This is a genomic window from Prevotella heparinolytica (assembly GCF_004342845.1).
Classification (GTDB): Bacteria; Bacteroidota; Bacteroidia; order Bacteroidales; family Bacteroidaceae; genus Bacteroides; species Bacteroides heparinolyticus.
This window is the reverse complement of the sequence record NZ_SLXB01000007.1, coordinates 74215-101091: the sequence shown is the minus strand read 5'-3', so window position 1 is coordinate 101091 and position 26877 is coordinate 74215. Positions and strand designations below refer to the sequence as shown.

Annotated in this window: 22 protein-coding genes; 10 read left to right on the top strand and 12 right to left on the bottom strand. The window is 45.6% G+C overall.

The features are described 5' to 3' along the window. The first annotated feature begins 44 nt into the window (after positions 1–44). Positions 45–1172, top strand: a complete 1128-nt coding sequence (locus tag EV202_RS05505; RefSeq protein ID WP_106068767.1) for a universal stress protein — start codon at positions 45–47, stop codon at positions 1170–1172. 202 nt (positions 1173–1374) lie between these two features. Here the strand turns inward: EV202_RS05505 and EV202_RS05500 are convergent, their stop codons facing one another. Next, on the bottom strand, positions 1375–1875 hold the full coding sequence (locus EV202_RS05500) for a TlpA family protein disulfide reductase (RefSeq protein ID WP_131925959.1): 501 nt from the start codon (positions 1873–1875) through the stop codon (positions 1375–1377). A 277-nt stretch (positions 1876–2152) separates the two neighbouring features. On the opposite strand from EV202_RS05500, the gene serB reads away from it, so the two are divergent. Next, entirely contained in the window at positions 2153–3382 is a 1230-nt protein-coding gene (serB, locus tag EV202_RS05490; protein ID WP_106068764.1) for a phosphoserine phosphatase SerB, read from the top strand. Between the two features lie 136 nt (positions 3383–3518). Further along, positions 3519–4766 (top strand): DEAD/DEAH box helicase, encoded by a 1248-nt coding sequence (locus tag EV202_RS05485; RefSeq protein ID WP_125239532.1) that lies wholly within the window; start codon positions 3519–3521, stop codon positions 4764–4766. 317 nt (positions 4767–5083) lie between these two features. Here the strand turns inward: EV202_RS05485 and EV202_RS05480 are convergent, their stop codons facing one another. The 5 genes from EV202_RS05480 to EV202_RS05460 all read right to left on the bottom strand — a co-directional run bounded on the left by EV202_RS05480 (position 5084) and on the right by EV202_RS05460 (position 11163). Continuing rightward, positions 5084–6256: an MORN repeat-containing protein gene (locus EV202_RS05480; RefSeq protein ID WP_131925958.1), complete on the bottom strand. Its 1173-nt coding sequence runs from the start codon at positions 6254–6256 to the stop codon at positions 5084–5086. Between the two features lie 70 nt (positions 6257–6326). After that, positions 6327–7616, bottom strand: coding sequence for a M16 family metallopeptidase (locus tag EV202_RS05475; protein ID WP_131925956.1), 1290 nt, complete (start codon positions 7614–7616; stop codon positions 6327–6329). A 15-nt stretch (positions 7617–7631) separates the two neighbouring features. After that, positions 7632–8387, bottom strand: a complete 756-nt coding sequence (gene kdsB / locus EV202_RS05470; protein WP_106068760.1) for a 3-deoxy-manno-octulosonate cytidylyltransferase — start codon at positions 8385–8387, stop codon at positions 7632–7634. A 64-nt stretch (positions 8388–8451) separates the two neighbouring features. Continuing rightward, positions 8452–8829, bottom strand: a complete 378-nt coding sequence (locus tag EV202_RS05465; RefSeq protein ID WP_106068759.1) for a 2-amino-4-hydroxy-6-hydroxymethyldihydropteridine diphosphokinase — start codon at positions 8827–8829, stop codon at positions 8452–8454. Between the two features lie 3 nt (positions 8830–8832). After that, a complete protein-coding gene (locus EV202_RS05460) occupies positions 8833–11163 on the bottom strand; it encodes a transglycosylase domain-containing protein (RefSeq protein ID WP_131925954.1) in 2331 nt (776 codons plus the stop codon). Positions 11164–11603: 440 nt separating this feature from the next. Between EV202_RS05460 and pyrB the strand changes: the two genes are divergently transcribed. From pyrB to glyA, 5 genes are all read left to right on the top strand, one after another. Next, the gene (gene pyrB, locus EV202_RS05455) at positions 11604–12542 is read left to right on the top strand and encodes an aspartate carbamoyltransferase (protein WP_106070460.1); all 939 of its coding nucleotides are present in this window, start codon (positions 11604–11606) and stop codon (positions 12540–12542) included. A gap of 34 nt (positions 12543–12576) precedes the next feature. Continuing rightward, positions 12577–13041, top strand: a complete 465-nt coding sequence (gene pyrI, locus EV202_RS05450) for an aspartate carbamoyltransferase regulatory subunit (protein ID WP_106068757.1) — start codon at positions 12577–12579, stop codon at positions 13039–13041. An 8-nt stretch (positions 13042–13049) separates the two neighbouring features. Continuing rightward, positions 13050–13622, top strand: a complete 573-nt coding sequence (locus tag EV202_RS05445) for a flavin reductase family protein (RefSeq protein ID WP_131925952.1) — start codon at positions 13050–13052, stop codon at positions 13620–13622. A 30-nt stretch (positions 13623–13652) separates the two neighbouring features. Continuing rightward, positions 13653–14426, top strand: a complete 774-nt coding sequence (locus tag EV202_RS05440; protein WP_131925950.1) for a porin family protein — start codon at positions 13653–13655, stop codon at positions 14424–14426. A gap of 103 nt (positions 14427–14529) precedes the next feature. After that, positions 14530–15810: a serine hydroxymethyltransferase gene (glyA, locus tag EV202_RS05435; RefSeq protein ID WP_131925948.1), complete on the top strand. Its 1281-nt coding sequence runs from the start codon at positions 14530–14532 to the stop codon at positions 15808–15810. 89 nt (positions 15811–15899) lie between these two features. On the opposite strand, the gene EV202_RS05430 is transcribed toward glyA, so the two are convergent. Continuing rightward, positions 15900–18302, bottom strand: a complete 2403-nt coding sequence (locus tag EV202_RS05430) for an outer membrane beta-barrel family protein (protein WP_131925946.1) — start codon at positions 18300–18302, stop codon at positions 15900–15902. A 681-nt stretch (positions 18303–18983) separates the two neighbouring features. Between EV202_RS05430 and EV202_RS05425 the strand changes: the two genes are divergently transcribed. Next, the gene (locus tag EV202_RS05425; RefSeq protein ID WP_131925944.1) at positions 18984–19532 is read left to right on the top strand and encodes an occludin; all 549 of its coding nucleotides are present in this window, start codon (positions 18984–18986) and stop codon (positions 19530–19532) included. Between the two features lie 25 nt (positions 19533–19557). After that, positions 19558–20457, top strand: coding sequence for an SDR family oxidoreductase (locus EV202_RS05420; protein WP_131925942.1), 900 nt, complete (start codon positions 19558–19560; stop codon positions 20455–20457). A gap of 365 nt (positions 20458–20822) precedes the next feature. On the opposite strand, the gene EV202_RS05415 is transcribed toward EV202_RS05420, so the two are convergent. From EV202_RS05415 to atpF, 5 genes are all read right to left on the bottom strand, one after another. After that, on the bottom strand, positions 20823–23048 hold the full coding sequence (locus EV202_RS05415) for an AAA family ATPase (RefSeq protein WP_131925940.1): 2226 nt from the start codon (positions 23046–23048) through the stop codon (positions 20823–20825). A gap of 168 nt (positions 23049–23216) precedes the next feature. After that, a complete protein-coding gene (locus EV202_RS05410) occupies positions 23217–24110 on the bottom strand; it encodes a F0F1 ATP synthase subunit gamma (RefSeq protein WP_106068751.1) in 894 nt (297 codons plus the stop codon). A gap of 18 nt (positions 24111–24128) precedes the next feature. Further along, positions 24129–25715: a F0F1 ATP synthase subunit alpha gene (atpA, locus tag EV202_RS05405; RefSeq protein WP_131925938.1), complete on the bottom strand. Its 1587-nt coding sequence runs from the start codon at positions 25713–25715 to the stop codon at positions 24129–24131. 80 nt (positions 25716–25795) lie between these two features. Continuing rightward, complete coding sequence (locus tag EV202_RS05400; protein WP_106068749.1) at positions 25796–26356, bottom strand: F0F1 ATP synthase subunit delta; 561 nt, start codon at positions 26354–26356, stop codon at positions 25796–25798. A 12-nt stretch (positions 26357–26368) separates the two neighbouring features. Then, positions 26369–26875, bottom strand: coding sequence for a F0F1 ATP synthase subunit B (atpF, locus tag EV202_RS05395; RefSeq protein WP_106068748.1), 507 nt, complete (start codon positions 26873–26875; stop codon positions 26369–26371). Positions 26876–26877 lie beyond the last annotated feature (2 nt).

The following is a 26877-nucleotide window of genomic DNA, read 5'->3' as shown; positions in this document are numbered from 1 at the left end:
ACATCAACGGGTTAATCTGATTACCCTCTTAAAAACAATAAGGTATGGAAGATAAATTAGTAACATTAGCCATTCTGACCTACGTCAAAGCTCAGATTCTAAAGAATGTACTTGAAAATGAGGGTATAGAAACCTATATCCACAATGTAAATCAAATACAACCGGTCGTTTCTTCAGGTGTTCGTGTACGCATCAAAGAGAGTGACTTACCTCATGCCTTGAGAATCACAGAAAGTTCATCATGGTTATCAGAAGAAGTAGTAGGGGGAAAGACCCCTAAAATAGAGAAAAATAATAATAAAGTATTGATTCCGGTAGACTTCTCTGGTTATTCTTTAAAAGCATGCGAGTTTGGCTTTAACCTAGCTCAGAATATAGATGCTGAAGCCGTGTTGTTGCATGTCTATTTTACTCCGATATATGCAACATCTCTACCTTACGGAGATATTTTTAACTATCAGCTAAGCGATGAAGAAAATGTGAGAAATATCTTGCAGAAAGTTCATGCCGATTTAAAAGCATTGTCTGCTAAAGTGAAAGAGAAAGTTATTTCCGGAGAATTTCCTGATATCAAGTACTCCTGCGTTTTACGTGAAGGCATTCCGGAGGAAGAAATATTACGATATGTTAAAGAATACAGACCACGTATTATCGTTATGGGTACTCGTGGCAAAAATCAGAAAGATTTTGATTTGATTGGCAGCGTGACGGCTGAAGTCATTGAACGTAGTCATATACCCGTCTTTGCCATTCCTGAAAATATTCCATTCAAACGATTTACTGAAGCTAAGCGAATTGCTTTTATTACTAATTTTGATCAACGAGATTTAATAGTTCTTGATTCCTTTATTAATTATTTGAAACCATTTAATGTTTCTATATCTTTGATTCATCTTTCGGAAGTGCAAGATGCTTGGACTGAAATTAAACTGGCAGGAATTAAGGAATATTTTCAAAAACAATATCCACAACAAGAATTTCACTATGACATTGTAACAAATGATGATTTACTTAGTCACTTAGAGCATTATATAAGGAACAATCATATTGATATTATCACATTGACTTCCTATAAAAGAAATATATTTTCTCGCTTATTTAATCCTGGTATTGCCAGAAAAATGATTTTTCATTCTGATACGCCATTATTGGTTGTATATGGCCAGATCTAAATACAAATTTATTTCTTTTGTAATCAACGTTATGTTTAATATGCAACAATGAAGAGACTATCCGATTTTTTGGACAGTCCCTTTTGTTGTATTCATTTTCCTCTTTTATTCACTCTCTTTCTTTCCGTTGAAAACACGGTTTCGAGAGAACATTCCCACTTTCATCTTACAAATTATCAAGCAATAAAAGCAAATGCTTCGCTTAATTCAAGTAAGCAGAAAGTTCCGAAGCAGAGATGTTTTTGGCAATAATCACACCATTATCATCCAATAAATAGCTGGTAAATCCACGGCTTATACGATATTTTTTGAAAAGGCCGGAAGATTCGCCTTTAGTTTCCACGAAACAAGTGGGCGTAGCTATTTGATCCTTACGAATGGTTTCTTCAAAGATTGAACGATATTCGTCGAATGAGACAGAAACCATTTCTACATTATTTCGGGAAGCAGAGCGGAGCGCATTGCTTAAACTTACGTTTTGCATCCGGGATTGCGCATCATAGCTTGCCCAAAAACAGAGCAACACATACTTGCCTTTCAAGTCTGAAAGGTCGATTTGCGATTGCCCAGCCGACATGGATTGGATTTTAAAATCCGGGGCCATGTCACCCACATTCAAACCTCCGGTAGATTTGTCTTTTTCTACAAAAGAAGTCAAGGAACTTATCAGTAATACAACAAAAATCCATTTTACATATTTCATGTAACGCGGTTTTGGTTAGTACTATCCGGGCCTGCCCTTCAACAGCGATTTCTTCCCGGAACATAGTTTTCTTTGAACTTTCAATAATGAAAAATCATTGATATTCAAAGCCTTTTATTCAGAAATCAGGTGCAAAGGTAAGTAAATATTAAACAAACCTCCAAATAAACAACTAAAAAACTTGCTTTTAATATCCATCTTTTTATGTTATTTAGCATAGATAGCAAAAAAAATACCTACTTTTGTAACCTATTAGATTATCAAAAAGATGTGGCCTATGCAACAATTGAACACTGAACTCATCCTGATTCGTATTACAGGGGAAGATCGTCCCGGTTTGACAGCCTCTGTCACAGAAATTCTGGCTAAATATGATGCTACTATTTTAGATATAGGACAAGCAGATATTCATAATACTCTTTCACTGGGAATCCTATGTAAGACAGAGGAGCAACACTCAGGTTTCATTATGAAAGAGTTGCTTTTTAAAGCTTCGTCTTTGGGAGTAACTGTTCGTTTCTATCCCATTACAGTAAAAGAGTATGAAAACTGGGTGAGCATGCAAGGTAAGAATCGTTATATTCTTACATTGTTGGGACGTAAGTTATCAGCTCGTCAAATCGCCACAGTGACTCGCATTCTGGCAGAGCAAGGCATGAATATTGATGCCATCAAGCGACTTACAGGGCGCATCCCTTTGAATGAATATGAGTCCCGTACACGGGCATGCATTGAATTCTCGGTACGAGGCACGCCGAAAGACCGCATTGCCATGCAGGAAGAACTGATGAAATTGGCGGCGGATTTAGAAATGGATTTCTCTTTTCAATTAGATAATATGTATCGCCGGATGCGGCGCTTGATATGTTTTGATATGGATTCTACTCTGATAGAGACCGAAGTTATTGACGAACTTGCCATACGTGCGGGAGTGGGCGAACAGGTAAAAGCCATTACCGAGCGTGCCATGCGCGGTGAAATTGACTTCATAGAAAGTTTCCGCGAGCGAGTGGCTCTGTTGAAAGGTTTAGATGTGTCTGTGATGCAAGATATTGCAGAAAGTCTACCTATCACAGAGGGAGTGGATCGTTTAATGTATGTGTTGAAAAAATATGGCTACAAGATAGCTATCCTTTCAGGAGGTTTCACTTACTTTGGACAATATCTTCAAAAGAAGTATGGAATAGATTATGTGTATGCCAATGAACTGGAAATAGAAAATGGAAAGTTGACCGGCCGCTATTTGGGAGATGTGGTAGATGGCAAACGAAAAGCCGAACTGTTGCGTCTGATAGCTCAAGTTGAGAAAGTAGATATTGCTCAAACCATTGCCGTGGGTGATGGAGCCAATGATTTACCAATGCTTGGCGTTGCAGGTCTGGGAATTGCTTTCCACGCAAAACCCAAAGTGGTGGCCAATGCCAAGCAGTCAATTAATACGATTGGCTTGGACGGAGTTCTTTATTTCTTAGGATTTAAGGATTCGTATATTGACCTTCCTCAATAACATAACCAAAATCTTTCGATACAGTTGAAATTAATAGAACTCCTTACAGAACTTATTTTACGTAAGATCCTATTTTAGAAGTCTTTTTTCTATCTTTGTCTCAAAAGCATAAATAAGCTCAAATTAAAAGATATACATGAATTTTGCCGAACTGAATTTAAATGACAATGTACTCGATGCGTTGGATGCCATGCGTTTTGAAGAGTGCACGCCTATACAAGAAAAATCTATTCCGGTCATACTCGAAGGACGGGATTTGATAGCGGTAGCACAAACCGGAACCGGAAAAACCGCTGCGTATTTATTGCCTGTACTGAATAAACTTTCAGAAGGTGGCCATCCGGCAGATGCCATTAATTGTATTGTCATGGCTCCCACACGCGAATTAGCTCAACAAATAGATCAGCAGATGGAAGGCTTTTCTTATTTCATGCCGGTATCCAGCGTGGCCGTATATGGTGGTAACGACGGTATTTTGTTTGAGCAGCAGAAAAAAGGGCTGATTTTAGGTGCTGATGTTGTCATTGCTACTCCCGGTCGTCTGATCGCTCATCTCAGCTTGGGGTATGTTGACCTTTCCCGCGTCTCTTATTTTATTTTGGACGAAGCGGACCGTATGCTTGATATGGGATTCTATGATGATATCATGCAGATAGTCAAATATCTTCCCAAAGGGCGTCAAACAATAATGTTCTCTGCCACTATGCCGGCCAAGATTCAACAGCTGGCCAGCAATATACTCAATAATCCGGTGGAGGTTAAACTTGCTGTTTCAAAGCCGGCAGAGAAAATTGTGCAAGCTGCTTATGTTTGTTATGAAAATCAGAAGTTGGGGATTATCCGTAATTTGTTTGCCGAAGAAACGCCGGAGCGCGTCATCATTTTTGCTTCCTCCAAATTGAAAGTGAAAGAGGTGACTAAAGCTTTGAAGCAAATGAAACTGAATGTCGGTGAGATGCACTCTGATCTGGAGCAAGCACAGCGTGAGGCCGTGATGTATGAGTTCAAGGCCGGGCGCATCAATATCTTGGTGGCTACGGATATTGTGGCGAGAGGCATTGATATTGATGATATTCGTTTGGTGATAAACTATGATGTTCCTCATGACAGTGAAGATTATGTGCACCGCATCGGTCGTACAGCCCGTGCAAACAATGACGGTGTAGCCATCACTTTTGTATCTGAAAAAGAGCAAGGGAGTTTTAAGGCCATTGAGCGTTTTCTGGAAAAAGATATTTATAAGATACCGATTCCAGAGGAACTTGGAGAAGCTCCTGAATATAATCCAAAGTCGTTTGGTGGAAATAAACGGGGAAATGATGGTCGTAAACCGAGAAACAGGAACAACCGGAATAGGCAAAACAATAAGCCTAAACGTTCATAAAAGTAGAAAGAATAAGAGATAAGTATAAAAAGGCAGTATCCATAATTTTGTGTAAATAGAAACGGGATTCAGTTATAAGTTCTCTTATAGGTAGTGTAAGTTGAACTGTGTCAAGACCATTTCTCTTATTACATTAACCTCAGATGGGAGACACGATTTCCAATCGTGTTTTCCAGATGAGAGGCCTTTCCGCCTGCAAAGTTACATGATTTCATACCTGTCTCCAAATTTTATGGCCAATTGTTGTGAGATGAGTGCCCAGTTTGCCAGTGGCATAGTCCATTTCTCGGCACTATAAAATAAGCCAATGCCTCTTATCATCTATCATTGGCTTCCAATTTCCCCATTTTGTAGGTTCCTTTTCTCATCACTTTTCCATTCTTGTCAGTCTCAACAAAAGGGCCGTGTTTTTTCCCTTGCTTGAAAAAGCCTTCATAGCGATTTCCGTTTTTATCTTCTAAAACGCCATTACCCTCTTCCATGCCGTTCACAAAACTGCCTTTATACTTTGTTCCATCGGTCTGTATCAAGATGCCTCGGCCATTGAATTTATTATCTTTCCATTCACCTTCGTACGAATCGCCCACATTCCATTTGTAGATACCATATCCGTTACGTTGGTTATCTTTCCATTCGCCTTCATACACGGCACCATTGTGCCACGTAAAAGTACCACGACCTTCTTGCTTACCGTCTTTGAAATTACCTACATACTTATCACCATTGGCATGATAATAAATACCTTCACCAGTGCGCTCACCCTGAACATACGAACCTTCGTAACGGTCACCCGTATGGAAGAAATAGAGACCTTTACCATGCTGCATGTCATCCAGCCAGCCTCCCACGTATTTATCTCCATTGGCATACTCAAAAGTTCCTTTGCCATCGCGAACATCCTTTTTCCACAGACCTTCGTATTTGGAACCATCGTTCCAAGTCAGCGTTCCTTTACCGTCCTTCTTATCGTTTTTCCACAGACCGATATATTTAGAGCCGTTTTTCCATGTATATGTACCTACTCCTTCTCGTTTGTCACTCACCCAATCGCCTTCATAACGGTCGCCGTTATAATAATACATCACTCCCTTGCCATGTTGATAATCTTGATACCACATGCCATCATAGCGATTGTTATTCATGAAGTAGTAGATACCTTTACCATGTTGTTGATCCTGAAACCATTGTCCTTCGTATTTTTCGCCGTCCGGAAAAATATAGATTCCATATCCTTCCCGTTTGCCTTTCACATATTCGCCTTCGTATATATCCCCGTTTTTAAAGACGGTCTTACCTTTTCCATTGGGTTTACGACCTTTCATTTCACCGGTATATATAGCTCCGTTTTCCTTAAAAGTATAAGTTCCTATGGTAATTTCGGATGAAAAAGTAGTTTTCACCTTATTCAAGAAAGTTCCTTTTTTTTCTTGAGCCACGATATTGGCTTGGCATAATAAAGTCAGAATGAGTACCGTATATAGATATTTCATGGATTAAAAACTAAGTATTATGCACAAAGATAAGGTTTATCTCTTTACATAAGGCGTAGCTTTCCGTTTTTTATGACATTTTTTTGCCGGATACCACTTCTTTTAATGTCTCTTTGCAAAAATAACATTCGGCAAGTTTACGGATTTCTTGGGGTGTGACGGTTTTTACCACATTCAGAATATCAACAAAGTAGGTATCCTGCAAGCCGGATACTTGTACAAAAATCCATGCATCCGCCAAAGAAAAAGGTGATTCATAGCTACGGCAAATCTCTCCCAACATATAGTTCTTCACTATACCGAGTTCTTCGTCGGATACCGGTTCATTCTGAAGCCGCTCCATCTCGTAATAGACTTCCCCGATAAGAGGCTCCACATATTCGTTGGCAGTTTCAGCGTTAATAACCAGTACTCCCTGCCCGGGATAGGACATGAGACCGGCCGAAATGTTGTAAGTATATCCCTTTTCCTCTCGGATATTGGACATCAGACGACTGCCGAAGTATCCTCCGAAAAGCGTCACCAGCACACGTGTTTTCAAATAATCGGGATGGCTATAATCCAAAGAGAGCATGCCCATGTGGACAGCACTTTGCAGGGCTTCGGGACGCTCTATGAAGACGCGCTTTTCGGACAGAGTGGCAGGAGAAAACTCTTTCTTATCAGGTTTGCGGAAATCCTTGCCGAAAGACTCATTGCCAAACACCTTCTCTATTCTGCATAGATTCTCGTCCGTCACTCTTCCCGAAAGATAAATGCTACAATTGCCGGAATGATAATGACGATTGTAAAACTCGCGCAAAACATCGGGGGTGATGTGCCGATAATCGACTTCCCGAACCAACCGTCCGCAGGGATGCTGCTCACCATACAAGGCGCTCATCAATCCACGATGCGCAAGAAAATCCACTTTGGACGAATTGACGAGGAATTGCTGGATATTGCTATCTACAATTACATTCAATTCTTTTTCCGGAAACGTCGGTTCTTTTATAATAGATTCCAGTACATCCAGTGTCTCAGCAAAATATTTGTTCAATGAATAGAGTGTGACATACGTATATTCCGAAGCACTGGAAAGTTCCAACCAAGCCCCATAGTAATCCAACTTTTCCGCTATCTCGGCAGTAGTGTAGCGTTTGGTTCCTTCACGTAGCATGCGGTTTGTGAACAACGATTGCAAAGGGCAGGTCTGCTGCCAGCGCCCTCCCCCCATTAATAAATCTACGCGCATCACGTCGTTGTCACCGACATTGAGTATATTCAAGGGAATGCCGTTAGGCAACAATACAAATTCCGGCTTTTGTACGGCCAGTTGTTCCGGCTCTATGACGGCAGGACGATTCGTTCGGTTCAGCATGCTATTCCGATAAGTTTATAAACTACAACTTTCAAGGAATCTCTCAGCGCGTTCCAAGTCCTGTGGAGTATCTATGCCTATGGTCTCCACTTCGGTGATGCCCGCCTTGATGCTGTATCCATTTTCCAGCCAGCGCAGTTGTTCCAACGATTCAGCCAATTCGAGCGAAGATTGGGGAAGTGACGTTATCTCCTTCAATACCTCTGCACGATAGGCGTACAGGCCGATGTGTTTATAATAAACATGATTCTTCAACCAATCTTTCTTGTCGGCATTGCGCTGATAAGGAATAATGGAGCGACTGAAATAGAGAGCCTTCATGTTCCGGTCGAGTACGACCTTCGGAGAGTTTACGTTTTCCAAAGCCTCGAAATCATTGTCGGCAGTGAAGGGTTTCACCAAGGTGGCTATCTGGGTGGAAGGAGTGTCGAAACAGGCTTTGATTACTTGCAATTGAGAAGCTTGAATGAAAGGTTCATCACCCTGAATGTTCACAATGACATCATAGTTTCCTCCTATCCGGGTATAGGCTTCATAACATCGGTCGGTACCGCTCTTGTGACGGACGGAAGTCATAACAACCTTTCCGCCAAAAGCCTTTACGGTATTCTCTATTCGCTCGTCGTCCGTAGCCACATAGGCATCGTCCAATATACCGGCCACTTGTTCATAAACTCGTTGTATCACAGTTTTTCCCCCCAACATAGCCAAAGGCTTGGCCGGGAAACGCGTAGATGCGTAGCGGGCGGGAATAATTCCTAAAAACTTCATTTCAAATTTTATTTTTATCTTCGTCTGCTTCGGTTCGGTGGATGAAAAGCACGACGTTTATTCTTTAATAGCGGCCAGAGGATAGTTGTTCCAAACCGTGCACGATGTAATCTCGTTTCAAATCTTCCGGCTTATAGGCTGTGTCGTCGCAAGAAAGCAAATCAATATCCAGTCTGATAATCTCCAATTTCTTTTCTTCAGGTTTTCTGCCGGCTTCACGCTCTATGGCTTTCAGTCGCAAGAGGATTTCCGCAGGTTGCTGTTCCGAGGAAAAACGTGCCACCTGATTGGAAAACAGAGCAGGACGATGAAAAAGCAAGGGGGATGTCTCCTCCTCTTTTGAGAAACATATTCCCGGAAAAAGCTCGATCAGGCGTCGGCGCGCCAAAGCCATGTTCTCTTTCCGTTGCTCGTTACTGCCAATGCTGATTGTGTAAACCATCTGCTAATTAAATAATTCATCAAGCCCCTCTATCGGTTCTTCCGGATTGCCTCCTTCATGCAGGTTGCCATCGTCTTTACACGGGTCATAACCTTCGGGTAACTGAAATGTCTCCTTTTCATCGTAACCTAAGGATTTATCTCCCAAAACTTTCACCATGTATTTGCTCCAGATAGGCAATGCCATCGAAGCTCCCTGCCCGTGCAACATGGTGTCGAAGTGGATATCACGATCCTCACCGCCTACCCAGCAACCTGATACGAGCGAGGGGGTGAATCCCATGAACCAACCGTCGGCATTGTAATTGGTAGTTCCCGTTTTGCCTCCCATATCTGCTTTTATACCGAGGCGACGTACACGCCCTCCGGTGCCTTCGTTGATTACGGAGCGCAGCATGACCAGCATCTTGTATGCACTGGATGCACTAATGACCTCCTGCATTTCGGGAGTAAAAGTAGCCAGCACATTACCTTCATTATCTTCAATGCGAGTAACAAACAAAGGGGCTACCCGAATACCTTTATTGGGAAATGCCGTATAGGCACTGACCATTTCGCCTACGGAGATTTCGCACGGGCCGAGACACAAGGAGACGGAAGGCACGATATTGCGGTTGCGCACGCCGAAAGTATGTATCAGACGTTTCAGGTTGTATGGGTTCAACTTGCCCATCAGGTAGGCCGTAATCCAGTTGTCCGAGTTTGCCAACCCCCACTTCACCGTCACCATTTCGCCATACCGTTTTTTATTGGTATTGCGCGGTGTCCATGCCCTCCCGTTCTCGTCAAGCAGCGTGTATTCCACATGGCGCACTTCATCGCAAGGAGAAAACCCGTTTTCCATGGCCAGCGTATAGAGAAAAGGTTTGACGGTAGAGCCTACCTGACGACGCCCCACCATTGCCATATCATACTGAAAATAATGATAATTAGGGCCGCCTACGTATGCCTTCACATATCCGTTACGCGGATCCATAGACATAAAGCCGGCGCGAAGGAAGAATTTATAATAGCGTATGGAGTCCATCGGCGTCATCACGGTATCTTTCCCTCCCTGCCAACTGAACACCGTCATTTCTTCGGGCGTGTTGAAAGCCTTCTTTATTTCGGCTTCGGAAGCCCCGTTCTTCTTCATGATGCGATAGCGGTCGGACTGCCGCATGGCGCGTCCCAGCATTTCGTCTACTTGCTGTTGGGTGACCCGGAAAGTGTAGGGAGCTTTCTTAGCGCCTTTCTTCTCCTTGAAGAAATGACCTTGCAACTCTTTCAGGTGCTCCGTCACGGCTTCTTCGGCATATTGCTGCATACGCGAGTCGATGGTGGTGTAAATTTTCAGTCCGTCGGTATATAGGTTGTACTTCGAGCCGTCTTTCTTGGTGTTCTTCTCGCACCATCCATACAGAGGATTATTCTCCCAATCCAACGAGTCTTCGTAGAATTTCTGCATCTGCCATCCGCGATAGTCGCTCTTGTCCGGCTTCTTGGCAGTGAGCACTCCGCGCAGGTATTCGCGAAAGTAAGTGGCAAGTCCTTCCTTATGGTCTACCCGGTTATACTTCAACTTCAAGGGCAAAGTCTGCAAAGAATCGCATTCGGTCTGAGTAATATATCCGGCTTTACGCATCTGGTCGAGCACCACATTGCGCCGTCCGCGCGAACGTTCGTTGTAGCGAATGGGATTGTAAAGCGACGGATTCTTGCACATGCCCACCAAGGTGGCAGCTTCCTCCGGCCTCAGGTCTTTCGGCTCACACCCGAAATAGGTAAAAGCGGCCGTCTTGACACCTACCGCATTGTTCAGAAAATCGAATTTATTGAGATACATTGTCAGTATTTCCTCTTTGGTATAGTAGCGCTCCAGCTTCACGGCAATCACCCACTCTATGGGTTTCTGAAACAGGCGTTCCATAATATTCCCCGCACTGGGCGAGTAGAGTTGTTTGGACAACTGCTGGGTGATGGTACTTCCTCCGCCGGCATTTTTCTGCATCAGTATTCCCCGCTTCACCAAAGCACGGACCAAAGCGATGGCATCGATGCCCGAATGGTCGGCAAAACGCACGTCTTCCGTGGCAATCAAGGCATTGATGATGTGCGGTGACAAATCGGCATACCCTACAAATACGCGGTTCTCCTTACTGTATGAATATGTACCCAGCACTTTCCCGTCATCCGATAGGACTTCTGTGGCAAACTTATAGTTAGGATTCTCCAAATCTTCAACCGGCGGCATATAGCCTATCCAACCTTTTGCTATGGAAAAGAATATCAATACGCATACAAGAGCTGTCAGTGCAATGAAAATCCATAGGATTTTGACTACTTTCTTTATCATGTTGAGTTCTTAAAATCAAAGTTAAATAATAGGGCAAAGGTAGGAAAATATATTGGATACACCCATGTTTTCGCTTATCTTTTTCGGATAAACAGGTTTCCGAACACTTGCAGAAGCATAGCATTACACTTGTCAAAATGAGAGGCTGTGTTTACAGAGGTTTAACACGGTCTTTTCCGAAGTGCGGGATTACCTTTTCCGAAGTGTGGGAATATCTCCCATAAAGTGTGGGCATACATCTGCTGAAGTGTGGGCATACATCTGCTGAAGTGCGGGCATACGCCTGCTCAAGTGTGGGCATACATCCGCTCAAGTGTGGGCATATGCCCGCTGAGGTGTGGGCTTGGAAATTCCATTAAAAAACTTCCCTACATATTTCCACAGCACGCAGATTTTACTTAACTTTACACTCTCGAAAAATATAAATGAATATCAACGATATGGAAAACAGAAGTTTAGTCACCATTGCCGAACACAGTAAGGAAAAAATCCTCTACATGCTCGAAATGGCGAAAGAGTTTGAGGCCCATCCCAACCGGCGTCTACTGGAAGGGAAAGTAGTAGCCACCCTATTTTTCGAGCCTTCCACCCGCACCCGCCTGAGTTTTGAAACGGCGGCAAACCGTCTCGGAGCACGTGTTATCGGCTTTTCCGACCCCAAAGCCACCAGTTCATCCAAAGGCGAAACACTGAAAGACACCATCAAAATGGTGAGCAACTATGCCGACATCATTGTGATGCGCCACCATCTCGAAGGTGCCGCGCGCTATGCCAGTGAAGTCACTGCCGTGCCCATAGTCAATGCCGGAGACGGTGCCAATCAACATCCCTCGCAAACCATGCTCGACCTCTATTCCATCCACAAGACGCAAGGCACGCTGGAAAACCTGAACATCTTTCTGGTGGGGGATTTGAAATACGGCCGCACCGTTCACTCACTGTTAATGGCAATGCGCCACTTCAATCCCACGTTCCATCTCATTGCTCCCGAAGAGCTGAGAATGCCCGAAGAATACAAAATCTATTGTCGGGAACACAACATAAAATATGTGGAACACACCGATTTTACGGAAGAAACCATCGCCGACGCCGACATCCTGTACATGACACGCGTCCAACGCGAACGCTTCACCGACCTGATGGAATATGAACGTGTGAAGAATGTCTATATCCTGCGCAACAAAATGCTGGAGCACACCCGCCCAAACCTGCGCATCCTACACCCCCTGCCCCGTGTCAACGAAATAGCCTACGATGTGGACGACAACCCCAAAGCCTACTATTTTCAGCAGGCACAAAACGGACTGTATGCACGCGAAGCCATCCTGTGCGATGTACTGGGCATCACGTTGGAGCAAGTCAAGGATTTCGCCAAATAATAATTCGTAAATCGTCAAAACAGTAGATAGAAAGATGCTAAACGAAAAAAAACAAGAGTTGCAGGTTGCCGCTCTGGAAAACGGAACCGTTATCGACCATATTCCTTCCGAAAAGCTGTTCACCGTAGTCTCCTTGTTGGGACTGGAACACATGAGCAATAACATCACCATCGGTTTCAACCTCAAAAGCAAGAAACTGGGCACAAAGGGCATCATCAAAATTGCCGGCAAGTTTTTCTGCGACGAAGAGATAAACCGCATTGCCGTGGTGGCTCCGAATGTGAAACTGAACATCATCCGCGATTATGAGGTGGTAGAAAAGCGGGAAGTCAGTCTGCCCGACGAGCTGCGTGGCATAGTGAGATGCGCCAACCCCAAATGCGTCACGAACAACGAGCCGATGCCCACACGCTTTCATGTGGTAGACAAAGAGAATTGTATCATCCGATGTCATTACTGCGAAAAAGAACAAACGCGCGAAGACATCGAAATAATCTGAACAGCAAAGTGAAAGAAGACTGGAAACCCGGAACAATGATTTATCCGCTACCCGCCGTACTGGTGAGTTGCGGAAGCACTCCGGAAGAATATAATATATTGACCGTAGCATGGACGGGGACGATTTGCACGAATCCGCCCATGTGCTACATTTCCGTGCGTCCCGAACGATACTCCTACGACATCATCAAACGCAACATGGAATTTGTCATCAACCTGACCACGAAAGAGATGGCACATGCCACTGATTGGTGCGGTATACGCTCAGGCAGAAACCATGACAAATTTAAAGAAATGGGTCTGACGCCGGGAAAGAGTACCGTGGTCAGCGCTCCCCTCATCGAAGAGTCTCCGCTCTGCATAGAGTGCAGGGTAAAGGAAATCATATCTCTCGGCTCGCATGACATGTTCATCGCCGAGGTAGTAAACGTACGCGCCGAAACAAGCAACCTTAATCCACAAACCGGCAAGCTCGAATTGGCTGAAACCAATCCGTTGGTCTACGTGCATGGCGGATATTATGAGTTGGGCGAAAAGATAGGCAAATTCGGATGGTCGGTAGAAAAGAAAGGAAACAAGTAGCGAACGACCGATGAAATATTTAAAACAGGCATGAAATTGAAAAGAACCTTTATCTGTTTATACTCAGCGATTCTTTCCGCAGCAATGTGGGCACAGACCCCTATGGTGCCGGGTACAGTTGATGATGAACAACCCATCCAAAGAAAAGACCGTCTGGTAAATTTCGGCGTTAAAGGCGGATTTACTTCTTCTTTATTCCTCATCTCCAGCTTCAATGTCGACGGAGTGCCCGTTGAAGAAGTACAGAACAACTATAAAATAGGCTATTTCGGTTCTCTTTTCATGCGGATAAACTTCAATAGGCACTTCCTTCAGCCCGAAATTTCATACAATATCAATCGTTGCAACATCACTTTCGAACGTCCTTTGCCGGCCGTTGCCACTACAACGCCCCCGTCGGTGGAGGCCTCCATTACATCATCCATCCACAGCATAGACTTCCCTGTCATCTATGGCTATAACATTATCAAAGAAGGCCCTTACCGCCTTGCCGTCTTCGGAGGGCCTAAAATACGATATATCTGGAATAAAAAAAGCGATATAACGTTTGACGGATTCAATCAGAAAAACATCCGTGAGCAACTACACCCTTTCAACATTAGCTTTACGACGGGCGTATCGGTCACCATCTCGCGTATATTTTTCGATTTCCGTTACGATATCGGGCTGCACAATATCTCCAAACGCGTCACTTACGACATACCGACCGATGAAAACAAAGCAACGGATGAAACCGCGAAAAACAGAATACGTTTCAAACGCCGGGACAACGTGCTCAGTTTTTCTTTCGGAGTACTTTTCTAAGCATAATTTTCTGTACCATCTTTCCGTTTATTCATTTATTTCCTTTAAATTTGTGCTCTACAAGAGAAAAGCACCGATTTATCAACTTATCTAATAAGCAGTAATGAAAAGAGACGATTTAATTTTCGACATCATCGAAAAAGAACATCAACGTCAGCTCAAAGGCATTGAACTGATTGCATCAGAGAATTTTGTCAGTGATCAAGTTATGCAGGCCATGGGGTCCTGTCTGACCAACAAGTATGCCGAAGGTTATCCCGGCAAGCGTTACTACGGCGGTTGCGAAGTAGTAGACCAAAGCGAACAGATAGCCATCGACCGACTAAAACAAATCTTCGGAGCAGAATGGGCAAACGTACAGCCCCACTCCGGTGCACAAGCCAATGCTGCCGTATTCCTCACCGTACTGAATCCGGGCGATAAATTCATGGGATTGAACCTTGCTCACGGCGGACACCTCTCTCACGGTTCGTTGGTCAACACTTCCGGCATCATCTACACTCCCTGCGAATACAATCTGAATCAGGAGACCGGACGCGTGGACTATGACCAAATGGAAGAAATTGCCCTGCGCGAGAAACCGAAAATGATTATTGGCGGCGGATCTGCTTATTCACGCGAATGGGACTACAAGCGCATGCGCGAAATTGCCGACAAGGTTGGCGCCATCCTGCTGATTGACATGGCTCATCCTGCCGGACTGATTGCTGCCGGCGAACTGGATAATCCGGTGAAGTATGCCCACATCGTTACTTCCACCACCCACAAGACTTTGCGCGGCCCTCGAGGCGGTGTCATCATGATGGGTAAGGACTTCCCCAACCCATGGGGCAAAACAACTCCGAAAGGAGAAATCAAGATGATGTCGCAATTGCTTGACTCGGCCGTATTCCCCGGCATTCAGGGCGGTCCGTTGGAGCACGTCATCGCAGCAAAGGCTGTGGCTTTCGGCGAAATTCTGCAACCGGAATGGAAAGAGTATGCCAAGCAAGTGAAAAAGAATGCCGCCGCATTGGCACAGGCATTGATAGCCCGTGGCTTCACAATCGTTTCAGGCGGTACGGATAATCACTCCATGCTGGTAGACCTGCGCAGCAAATATCCCGACCTGACCGGTAAAGTTGCAGAAAAGGCCTTGGTATCTGCCGACATCACCGTAAATAAGAACATGGTTCCATTCGACAGCCGTTCGGCTTTCCAGACCTCCGGCATCCGTTTGGGCACTCCCGCCATCACAACCCGTGGCGCTAAGGAAGACCTGATGCTTGATATTGCAGAAATGATTGAAACCGTTCTTTCCAACGTAGACAACGAACAAGTCATCGCAGACGTTCGCACACGTGTAAACAAGAAAATGAAAGAGTATCCACTGTTTGCATATTAATAGGAAACGGCTGCTTAGCTCAGCATACATCAAAAGAATCAAAGGCTGCATGATTGCAGCCTTTGATTCTTTTATACAGGAAGATATGGCTACAATCTATCTACCTCCTCAAACTTGCTATTGTGCGAAGCATCCTTCTTCTTTCCGAATCTGTAAGCTACATTCAGCTTTATCTGCCTTGATTCGCTCTTTCCCCAATTCCACAATTGAAAACCGGTGAATGAGCGGTAATTATCCCATCGGCTGGTTCGAAAAATGTCGCTCACAGCCAGACTGACCGTCCACCTTTTATCGTCAAAGCTTTTACTGAAACCGACATCGACATAGCCCGAAGATTCTATGTGTTCATTGGAAGTCCCCAAATGTCTGGTCGCATACGAGCCGTTCAGCTCCATTTGAATCAGCCACGGAAGGCGTATCGTATTCTGAATGGAGAAAATACCGGCAAAGTCGTCCAAATCGAATGTCCGGTAGCGGTCGAAAGCGATGTCGTTTTTAATGTAATAGCCTATCAGGTTCAGGTTCACCTCCCACCATCGCGTCATATCAAGACCCTGAAACAAGGTCAGCGAGAGCCTCTGCTGCTTCCCGATGTTGCGCGACGTCATAATCATCTTGCTGACGGAAACTGTATCGGTGATTTGCGTCTTATAATCTTTCATATACGAATAAGAGACAGTCAGTGCCGTCCGTTTGTGAGAGTAAGAGAGAGACAACTGATGCGTTTTCTGTGGAATGAGGAAGGGATTTCCTTTCCATGAGGTCAATTCGTCGAGAAGATACTCAAAAGGATTCAGGTCTTGATAAGCCGGACGGTCTATCCTGTTTGCATAGCTCAGTGTAAGCGCATGATTATCGTCGAACCGGTAGTTCAAATTGAAGGTAGGAAACAGGTTGAAGTAGTTACGCTCGTTCTTCTCGTCGCTCCTCCCGTTTATGACGTGCAGGGTTCCGTCGGAGAAGGTATATTCGCCGCGCACCCCCGCCTCCAGTTTTAGTTTGCCGCCTATAGCGCGAGAATAAAGCATATAAGCAGCCAGTATTTGCTCTCTATACCCGAAGGCGTTGGACTGGGTACGGTCTATTATTTCCTTCTCGTTCACCACGTTATAGAACCAATAACCATTGTCTGCACGGACCGATGAATATTTCATCCCGGACTTCAGCTCACCGTTCCATAAAGGATGCTGCTGATCATAAGACAAGGCATAGATATGGATATTCCTGCTATTTACCGACTTGTAAAGGTTATCCTCCAGTACTTTCCCGTCGGGTGCGAGGTATTTGTTAGGCTGCCGGTTGCCGGAACCGCCATCAAACCATGCGTAGTTGATGTCCAGCGTGTAGCTGACACCCTCTTCGGGCGTTGACATATAATAAAGGTTTCCTCCATATCGGTTTCCCTTCTGCATATAATAATCATTTTGGGCATAAAGAATCCGCTCCAGCTTCATGCTTTCCATATCCCTTATTTCCGTCACGGTATTAGTGATTCCCGGCCCGAACAGTGTATTGGCATCTATGCGTCCTCCGATGGTTTGCTTCCCGCTCAGTGCGTACTCCATGTTCAGGTTTCCGGACACGGTCTTGCGCTTGTCCGTGTCCTGCGTGGGGCTGTAATAGTCTTTCCCGTTCTGACGACGATGCAGACCGTAGTCCATATCGAAATGTCCGAAAGCATGATTGTAGTTGCCCGACAGGCTGAATTTTCCTTTCGTATAGCTGAAAGAGAGTTCTGTATTTTCTCTCGGGTGATTCCAATAAGAAACCCCGTTGTTGAGCGAAAAGAAAAAGCCTTCCATCTTGCTTTTCTTCATATTGATGTTGATGATGCCGCCTGAGCCTTCCGCGTCATATCGGGCCGAAGGATTGTGGATGACCTCTACCGAAGCCACAGAGGACGATGGAGTGGCCCTCAGCAGAGCAACCAGCTCGTCCTTCTGCATGTACGTCTGCTTTCCGTTGAGTATGACCAATACACTGTTCTTACCTCCGATGCTGATGTTGTTTTCTCCATCGACGAAGATGCCCGGTGTTTTCTTCAGTACTTCAAGGGCGGAACTTCCGGCCGTGATGCTGCTGTTTTTGGGCGTGAAAATCATTTTCCCGCTCTCTATCTTTATCGACGGAGATTGCTTCTCGCCGATGACTACCACATCATCCAGCAGAAAACTCTCAGAGCGCAACCGGATATCGGAGATTACAGTATCATTACCCACTTTGAACGGATCGCTCAAATATTGCTTATAGCCGAGGCAACTTACATAGATTTGTATATCCCCCGCCACATCCATGCTATACTTTCCATCGGAGAAAGTGATGCCCTGCCGAATGGAAACACCGGTTTCGGGATTCATCAGAACCACCACCGCCGCATCTATCGGAATGCCGATGGAATCGGTCACTGTGCCTTGCACCCGATATTGAGCCGATGCAACTATGCTTTGCAAAACAAAAATAAAAGTGAAGAGCATCCTTCCAGTCCGTTTCATGGGCCTCATCATGTATTTTACGATTTTGATTAATGAGATGCAAAGGTACGAGATGCAAGAAAGAGGTTCAGTAATCCATCCCCCCTTTTACCAATAATTAACGCCGATTCGGCGAGAATGCTTGAAACAAAGACGTACAGCTATCAGCTTTCCTGTTATACGGCCGGTTATTGACATACCGCTAAAAAAGTTTGCGATGTCTGCAGAAAAACTTTGCGATGTCTGCAGAAAAAGTTCTCTTTATCAGGAAAAAAACTCTATCTTAAGCGCTGAGATACATATCGCAAGTGCTGAGATACACATCGCAAGTGCTAAGATACATATCGCAAGTGCTGAGATATAGAATACTTCCCGTATTCACAAAGTTTTTCTGCAGACATCGCAAACTTTTTTAGCGGACAGACACAAGTGTTTGTCATGAGAGAGTCCAATGCCTGGCAACAAGGAGAAAACAAATCTTTGCAAGCACCCCACCGCATTCATATAAAGAAATAGAAATAATACAAAGTTTTTTCCCATTGCTTCCGAAAAGACATTATCTTTGTTCAATCTGTCGTTTATCGGGCTTTCATACTATGCTTACAAGCAGTTCGGACTGCATTTACATATGCGTATAGACTACCAATGTTGTCTCTTTAAACTGCATGTACGACAGATGAAAACTTAATAATGAACGAATCGATGAGACGAATATTCTTTTGCATCATTGTGTTGCTTGCCGGCATATCATCAGCCGGCGCACAGAACGAGACACCTGCCGATACGATAAGGGAGCTTCCACCGAATATTAAAAACTACGATGGCTCCCTGCTTGACATGGGGCTGATGAATGTATCTCCTCCCACCCTGCCTAAGTTTACGCTGGAGATTCCGGATGCAAGCAAAGATTACAGCCGAATCTTCCGTCTGAATACCGACGTGACTTACTCGCAAGGGCTTTCAAACCTGTTCTCCCTCAGCAACTCCCGCTATTTCGGGCCAAACCCTTTCGGACTGACCGGTTTCGGTTCTCCTACCGATAATTTACAGATGGGAAGCTTCGTCTTGAAAAACGGCATGCGTATCAAAACCTATGGAGAATACGATAAAGATGGCCGGAAAGTATATAATCCTTCCGCTCTTCCGTGGGAAAGGAACAACTTCAAAGGTGCGTTCGAGTTGAAATCGGCCAACGGAGCGTTTGGCATACGCATCGAAGTGCAACAAGGAAGAAAAATGCCATACCCCTGATAAGCATTAGATATACCACAGATTTATGAATAAGAAGATATTGGTCATAGGTGCGAACGGTTTTACCGGCAGGCGCATCCTCAATGATTTCTCGCGCCACGCATCCTATCAGATAACGGGCTGCTCCCTGCATGATGACATCTGCCCTCATTCGGGGAACTATCGCTATGTCCGTATCGACATACGAGACCCCGAAGCCGTGAAACAACTTTTTCAGGACCTGCAACCCGAAATCGTCATCAATACCTCCGCCCTCTCCGTACCCGACTATTGCGAGATGCATCATGAAGAAGCCGACGCCATCAACATTACCGCCACAGAGCATCTGGCAAACTGCTGCGAGATACACGGCAGTCGTCTTATCCATCTCTCCACAGATTTCGTATTCAGTGGCCGGACAGACCGTCCCTATACGGAAGAAGATGTCCCTGCTCCCGTAAACTACTACGGCCGCACAAAGTTGGAGGGCGAGAAACGCATAGCCGCCATTTGCCGGAATTATGCCATTGTGCGTGTGGTGGTGGTATATGGTTCTGCCTTGCCCGGACAACATGGAAATATACTCCAATTAGTGGCCGACCGACTGAGAAGCAATGAAGAAATACGCGTCGTTTCCGACCAGTGGCGCACCCCGACTTATGTTGAAGATATTGTGCAGGGAGTAGAAAAACTGATACATCATCCGCACAACGGCATCTACCATATTTGTGGAAGTGAGTGCCTGACCATAGCCGATATAGCTTACCGAGTAGCCGATGTTTTGGGGTTGGACCGCTCGCTGATTCGTCCCGTCACCACTTCGGAAATGGGAGAAAAGACACCCCGCCCACACTTCAGCGGGCTGAGCATAGAAAAAGCCCGCAAAGAGCTGGACTATCGGCCACATACATTGGACGAAGGAATAAAGCTGATGTTCAGAATGTAAGAATCTATATTTCACACTTGTACAAGTATTACCTCAATAGTTGTACAAGTGCATTTTCACGTTTATGGAAATGAAATTCAGAAGTATCCAGACAATCAGCGGGATAATCTCTCCTCTTTCCTAAATCAATATAAATCAGAAGCTTGCATGTTTAGAAGCATAAGCTTACACCGAAGAAAAATTAAGCCCACACTTTAACAACTCTAACCTCACACTTCAGCAGTTCTATGCCCACACCTCAGCATTGCTATGCCCACACTTCAGAAGAGATATGCCCACACTTCAGAAGAGATATGCCCACACTTTAGGAGAGATATGCCCACACCTTAGGAGAGATAAACCCACACCTCAAGGTAGACAGAAGCTTACAATTCCGGTTCTATCAATCCTTTTTCTTTCTGATAAGTGCGTACCATCTGCAAAATAATATCTCCGTACTTCTCCACGCTTTTCTTACCGAAATACGGAATACGCATCAACATGGCCTTATCCGAAGGAAGCAAATTACTGACTCCCAATATCGCCTTCTGCTGAATGACTGTATATACCGGTAGCCCCAGTTGTGAAGCTTCGGCATTGCGCCACGCCACCAAGCGATTGTAAAGCACCGGATGCAACACATCGGCAGGGACTTCGAGAACCGCAGTCTCACGCTTCCGTTCCCGTTTTCTTTCTCTGCCATTCTCAAACTGATGTTCTCTGCTTTCTAACGACGCTTCTCCTCTCTTTGCAACTTCCTTTCCGCGAAGTTTCTTCTTTTGTGAGGCCGAATCGTCAAGGGTAAGAAGTGCTTTCTGCTTCAGGTAGTCCGTAATTTTGAATCCGTGTGTCAGAATGTGTTGCAGCAAGTCGGACTTCAAATCATACATATCTTCCAATTCTTCCAACGCATTCCGAAGCTTCTTTTTCAAATCCTTATTGTCAGACACCACACCGTTCGCCGGCAGCACATCCAAAGGTTGCAACTGTTCCAGAAAATAAACGGCAGCAGCGTGTATTCGTTCGTGCAGCACCTTGTCTGTGGCATAATCTTCCGCAGCAGCAATCAGACGGGTATATTGGAGGCCGAAGCGTGCGGCCACCTTCGTCACCTTTTCGTGAAAACGCTCCACCTCCTCTTTGCAGACGGCCAACTGTTTTGGGAAAAGCTTATACAAATGTTCGTCTATCAAACGCACATACCTGCGCAAAGCCTGTTCCAAAGACTGAAAATCGAATAATCCCGACAATAAGTTCTCAAAATAAGCCTGCCGCAAAGAGTTGAAACGCTTCTCGTCCGGTTCGTTCAGGCGCGCTTCCGTTATAAAGGCATTTACCGCATTGTCACTGATGATGGCTTTTGCCGAAAGCGGTGCACTGAGCACCACCCCTTCCAGAGTTTTACAACGGCTCAAAGCCACATACGTCTGCCCATGCGCAAACGATGCGCTGGCATCAATCAGCGCACGTTCAAATGTCAGTCCCTGACTCTTATGGATGGTAATTGCCCAAGCCAACTTCAACGGATATTGCCGGAAAGTACCTTCAATGGCTTCGGTAATTTCTTTGGTTTCCTCATCCAACACATATCTGGCATTTGTCCACTCCTCTTCCTGAAGAGCGAAAGGCACGTCGTTTTCCTTACTGCGCACCTCTATTCCACCTGCCGAAACGGCCGTCACCTCTCCAATCATGCCGTTATAATAGCGGTGCTCGCCGGAAGTATCGTTCTTTACGAACATCACCTGCGCACCGCGTTTCAACTCCAGTACCTCGTCCGTGGGATACGAATAATCGGGAAACTTCCCCTCAATCTTGGCCCGAAAAGCATAAGAGCGTCCCGGAAGTTGCGCCAATTCATGGTCGTTGATTCGTTGAGCCTGATAGTTATGAGTGACTAAACGGATATATCCATCCTCCTTCTTAGGTTCGAATCCGGGCATATAGCGACGATTCAAGGCTTCCAGCACCTGACTGTCGCAACGGTTCTCGCGGATGCGGTTCAGCAGTTCAAGAAATGCTTCGTCATTCTGCCGATATACTTTCCGTAACTCAATGGCACAATATTCCGTCTGCTTCAGAGCTTGGCTGGAAAAGAAGTAAGGGGTATCGTAATATTTGCTCAGCATCTGCCACTCTTCTTCCTTTACAACGGGAGAAAGTTGCCGAAGGTCGCCAATCATCAACAGTTGCACTCCTCCGAAAGGTTTGCTCCTGTCGCGGAAGCGCCTCAACACCGCATCCACCGAGTCGAGTAAGTCGGCACGCACCATGCTGATTTCGTCAATCACCAGCAAATCGATGCTGCGGATTATGTTTATCTTCTCTTTACCGTAGCGAAAACGGTATGTGACTTTGCCATCCGCACTGAACGAACTCTCAGGAACATAAGGGGCGAAAGGTATCTGGAAGAAAGAATGAATCGTCATCCCGCCGGCATTGATTGCGGCAATCCCCGTTGGGGCCAATACAATCATCCGTTTCGGACTTTCGGACTTCAGTTTTCTCAGAAAAGTGGTTTTACCGGTACCGGCCTTACCGGTCAGGAAAAGGTGAGTACCGGTACTTTCTATTAATTGCCATGCAAGCGCCAATTCTGAATTTTGCTCCATTGAAATGCTCTTTTTTCAACTAATCCGCTCCTTCTCGTTATCGATATCGGCGGATTTCATCTATTGTTATGCTTTCACAATAGGGCAAAGATAAAGATTATTTCATTATCCTTGTCTTTCATTGCCGCTTTTGTTTCCGGGCGCCTCTCCGTAAAAGCCGATAATCCACTACTTCAAGCTGCCGCCAACAATGTCGAGTAGTTCATTGGTTATGGCTTGCTGACGGCTTTTGTTGTACTGTTTTGTTAAATCCTGAATCAAATCATTGGCATTATCCGTTGCTGCCTGCATGGCAAGCATACGGGCGGCATGCTCGGAGGTGTTGGAGTCGAGAAGCACCGTAAATAACTTCTGGCTCAACACTTTGGGTAGAAGCTCGGCAATCAGCCCGTCAACGGAAGGTTCTACGATATAGTCATTATTGAAGCTACGGATATTCTCGGCAGCAGTATCGAGCTTTGCTTCTTCCGCCACTCGGCTAAGATCGATGGGCAGATAATTCTCGCAAAGCAATTCTTGCGTTCCCATCGACTTGAAGTGGTGGTAAATCAGCTCCACATGATCGATGTTTCTTCTCACAAACTCCTGCATCAGCTTTCCCGCCAATTCATAAGCCTCTGTATACGAAGGCTTGTCGGCCATCGACCGGTAACTGCCTTGCGGCTCGTATCCCATCTTCTTGACAGCCTCTTCTATTTTTTTCCCTACGGGATATATCAGTATGTTTTCTCTTCCCAGCGACTGATAACTTTCCAACATCCGTTCCAGCATCTTCACCACATTCGAATTGAAAGAGCCGCACAAAGAAGTATTGGACGAGAACACGACAATTGCTACCCGTTCCACGGTCCTCTTCTCCGTATAAGGCGACTCAAACGAAGCGTCCGTACGCAGGAAGTTGGTTAGAATCTCATTCAGCTTCCGTTGATAAGGCAGCATATTCTCAATCCGTCCTTGCGCTTTGTGCAATTTGGCGGAAGCCACCATCTTCATCGCCGATGTTATCTGGCGTGTACTCTTGACGGAACTTATTCTGTTTTTTACCTCTTTCAGTGAAGCCATATCTGTCTTACGATTTCATTACATAAATTGCCTTGCAACCATCTCGGCCGTTTCTTCCATCTTCTGGCAGATATCATCGTTGATGGCACCGGTTTTCAAGACATCAAGCACCTCCGCACGATAGTTCATCTCAAGCGATTCGAGAAAAGCACGTTCAAATTCGCTAACTTTATCCAAAGGAACGTTCTTCAGCAAACCGTGTGTGCCACAATAAAGAACGGCCACCTGCTTCTCTACGGGCATGGGAGCATACTGAGGTTGCACCAGCAGACGCTTGTTCTTCTGCCCTTTGTCAATGGTCAATGCAGTCACAGGATCCATGTCACCGCTAAATTTGGTAAACGCTTCCAATTCACGGTATTGCGCCTGATCAATCTTCAGCGTACCGGCCACTTTCTTCATCGCCTTTATCTGCGCGTTACCTCCTACACGACTCACCGAAATGCCGACGTCGATGGCCGGACGGTTACCCTGATTAAAAAGATTCGAGTCGAGGAATATCTGTCCGTCGGTAATGGAAATCACATTTGTAGGAATATAGGCAGAAACATCTCCGGCCTGAGTCTCGATGATGGGTAATGCGGTCAGCGAGCCGCCGCCTTTTACCTTACCTCTCAGACTGTCGGGCAGGTCGTTCATTTCACGAGCCACTTCTTCCTGACTGATAATCTTTGCAGCACGTTCCAGCAAACGAGAGTGCAGATAGAAAATATCGCCCGGATAAGCCTCGCGCCCTGACGGACGGCGCAGAATCAGAGACACCTCGCGATAGGCGACGGCCTGTTTGGACAAGTCGTCGTATACCACCAACGCATGGCGTCCCGTATCACGAAAATATTCGCCTATGGCAGCACCCGCAAAAGGAGCATAATACTGTAACGCAGCCGGGTCGCCCGCCGTAGCAGCCACTACAATGGTATAGTCCATGGCACCGTATTGGCGCAATGTGTTTACAATAGAAGCCACCGTAGAACCTTTCTGACCAATGGCTACATAGATGCAATAAACCGGGTCGCCTGCCTCAAAATTGGCACGCTGATTGATGATGGTGTCGATGGCAATCGCCGTTTTACCGGTTTGACGGTCGCCGATAATCAACTCTCGCTGTCCGCGCCCTATGGGTATCATGGCGTCTACCGCCTTCAACCCCGTCTGCAACGGCCGATTTACCGGCTGACGGAAGATGACTCCCGGCGCTTTACGCTCCAACGGCATTTCACAGAGTTCTCCTCCTACTGCCCCCTTACCGTCGAGTGGTGCTCCCAATGGGTCTATCACACGCCCCAGCATACTCTCTCCTACCATGATGGAAGCAATGCGCTTGGTACGCTTCACGACGAAACCTTCTTTTATCTTGTCCGTAGGGCCAAGCAATACAGCGCCTACATTATCTTCCTCAAGGTTCATTACAATGGCTTTGACGCCGTTATCAAACTCAAGCAACTCGTTTGCTTCGGCATTGCGTAGGCCGTAGATACGCGCCACACCGTCACTGACTTGCAACACTGTGCCAATCTCGTCCAGTTGCACGCGGGTGTCGATACCTTCGAGCTGACGTCGAAGAATATCGGATACTTCGCTTGCTTTTATATTTTCAGAAACCATGTTTTCTGTCTTTAATTGATTAGCAATGAGTACTCACCAAACAGCATTACTATGCACTGACCACTCATCGCTAACCGTTATTATACTATTCTTCTGTTTTTGTCAATAAATTGCTGCTTCACCTTTTTGAGCTGGGTGGCAATGCAGGCATCGAGACGAAAATCGTTGATGTCGAAAATAAAACCGCCTTCAATGGAAGGATCCACTTCCGTATGCAACTCCATGCTGGCATGCAGCAAGGAAGAAGCACTGTCATGAATGCGTTCCCATACAGCCCGGCTAACCGGCACGGCTGTAATCAACCTTCCTACACCGATGTGCTTGTCTTTCCGATACAAGTTCAGAAAGCTAAGACAAATATACTGGAGGAAGTTTTCACGCCGGTTCTTCAGCACCAAAGTGATGAAACGCGTAAACTCTCTTTCTGCAGGAGCATCGCCCGAAGCAGCAATACAGATAAGCGCAAACTTTTCGCGTATTGTCAGCATAGGATTATCCAACGCCACACGTAGATCGGGGTGCTTTCTGAAACTACGGTCGAGCATGCGGAATCTCTCGTATAAGGTATCTTCCGTACCCGTGCCCTTGGCATATTCCATCAATGCTTTTGCATAGCGCATCGAAATGATTCCTATATCCATTTTTCAGCCACTTTAATTGTTCTTGCTTGCCGCCAGCACTTCGTTCAACATCCGGTCAATCAGCCCCATCTGCTCATCCCTTTCATTCAGGTTTTTCCGAAGAATTTTCTCAGCAATGTCTACTGACATAACGGCTACTTGACGGCGGATATCAAGAATAGCCTCTTCCTTCTCTTGGCGTATTTGCCTTTTCGCCTCGTCCAGCTCTTTTTGGGCAACAACTTCCGCCTGCTTGTGCGCCTCGACAATAATCTTATCGCGCTCATGCATGGCCTCCCGCAAGATGCGTCCCTGTTCTTTGTTGGCAGCGGCAACCAAGGCTTCGCTCTCCGCTTTCAGTTCGGCAAGCCGAACATTTGCCTCGCGGGCCATTTCCAAAGAGTGGTCTATGTAGGCTTTACGCTCTTCCACCATATTGGTAATGATGGGAAAACCGTATTTGGCAAGCACGACAAACACCACCCCGAACGAAAGGAACATCCAAAACAGCAAACCACTATCCGGTAATAACAATGACATAA